This is a genomic window from Pseudomonas sp. P5_A2_2, from assembly GCF_054177685.1.
Genome location: NZ_JBGCUL010000855.1, coordinates 1 through 1,914, shown reverse-complemented (window position 1 = coordinate 1,914; position 1,914 = coordinate 1). Strand labels below are relative to the sequence as shown.

General features: G+C 60.1%; 1 protein-coding gene. It reads right to left on the bottom strand.

Annotated elements, in window-relative coordinates; all coding sequences use genetic code 11:
* Positions 1-181 precede the first annotated feature (181 nt).
* Complete coding sequence (gene hglS, locus ACXRVY_RS26555) at positions 182-1,588, bottom strand: 2-oxoadipate dioxygenase/decarboxylase HglS (protein WP_457266347.1); 1,407 nt, start codon at positions 1,586-1,588, stop codon at positions 182-184.
* Positions 1,589-1,914 lie beyond the last annotated feature (326 nt).

The window sequence follows — 1,914 nt, the reverse complement described above, 5'->3', positions numbered from 1 at the left end:
TATTTAGCCACTTCTACTAAAATATTTTCMGTTCGCCCAGTGCAAGGCTCTTTACCAGTGCATGGATTGCCGAGGCCAGTGCACTGGGCGAACACTTTTTTGCTGTATTGAAAGTTTCGGATATAAAAAAWACGGGCGACCAACAGGTCGCCCGTTTTTTTATTGAGCGGTGAGAAGTCGTTCAGTCATGTTTTTTATTGATTTGAACGACATCGGCCAACGCCGCGAAACACTGCTCGATCGAACGCCGCTGGCTGTCGGCATACAGCTCCAGTTCATCGATCGTCGGCCGCCCCAGAGCCTGTTCGAAGGCTCGCTGGTTGGCGTGCACGCCGTAACGGGTCTGCGCCGCATCCCCAAGGTTCGACTGGAAAATCCCCGCAGCGCTGACCGGCAGGAAGTCTTCGTAGACCAGCGGTTCAACCCGCAGGCAACCGCTGCCGAGCAAGTCTTCCAGGGCGGCGTTTGTCAGGTCACCCGCCGCCAGGCCTTTTTCCGTCACGAAGTAGCGGAAATAAGCCAGGCCCTGTTGGCGCATGTCTTCCCAGGTGTCAGGGAATTCGTTGAAGTGCTGCGCCATGAGTGCGTTGTATCGCGCAGCGTTGGCTTCGTTGGGGAAGTCCTTGAGTTCGTCCCGCGCGGCATTGAGCAAGCGGTCGTACAGTGCCCGGCCTTTGGGCGTGAGGGCGGCACCGCGCTGTTCGATTTCGCCGAAACGGGCGCTGTGACTGCCGCGAGCCTGGTTTTGATCGGTGAAGGCAATCGGCTCGTCCAGGGCCTTGAAACTGGTCTGGCGCAACAGGATCGGGCATTGGCGGCGGGGCGGGCCTTCGATCACCGCCTTGGGGGTGATGCCGTGGGCCGGCATTTGCGCCTGGACGATGTCGATGTCCAGGGTCCGTGGTGTCAGGTGGTTGATGTGCGGGCCCTTGAACGCCACCACGTCGGCGATCAGGCGATGCTGGGCGCTGAGTTGTCGATACTGCTCGGCAGTGACGGTGGCGCTGTGGTGCCAGCGAAACGTTTCCAGGGCCTGTTCGACGAACGCCAGGGCTTCCTGCTCGGTCAGCCCACCCCGGGATTCGGCACGTTCGATGAGGGAGAGGGCCGTGGGGGTGAAGATCGAGCGCCGGTCGAGCATCGACTGGGCGAACGCTCGCAGCTCCAGGTCTTCGATCAATTCCAGGCGCAACAGCGAGGTGAATACTCGAAACGGGCTGACCTGCAACGCCGCTTCATGCACCGCGCGAAAAGCCGTGGAATGCACCGGCACACCGGCCGGTGTCAGGTCGTAGTAACCCACCGGTTGCATGCCCATCACCGCGAACAGGCGGGCGAGTGTCGCCAGTTCATCGGTCGTACCGACGCGGATCGCCCCATGACGCTCCAGGTCCAGGCGCTCGATTTCGCCGGTGCTGGTGAGCTGCTGCAGGATTTGCCGATCGCTGTCCAGTACGTGACGGTTGGTCTGCTCCACCAGTTCCATCAACGCGCCGTACAACGGCACTTCCTCGCGATACATGTCGGACATCGCTTTGGAGAAGCGTTGGCGGATCAGGTCAGGGCTGACGAAGCTCGGGTGGTTCATGAACAGGATTCCTGGCGCGGTGACGTAAAGGATGGACAAAAGATCGCAGCCTTGCGCGACGCCGACAAACGAAGTTTCTGACGAACTTCATTCTGCAAAGGACTGTTAGGGGGCGTTCTCAATTAGTTTCCCTACCGCGCCGGGTCTGCTGTTGTGCAGGGCAAGGCGCGAGAAGCGTGGTTTGGTCATTCCAAATAAGCTTCGAGCAACGCAGCCCTGCACAACAGCAGGTCCGGCCCTTCGGGTTGTGCCTTAAAACGGGCCAGGCTGCGTTGCAGGCCTTGGAAAGGGAACAACCATTCCCAGCGGCCTGCGCCTTGCCTGGC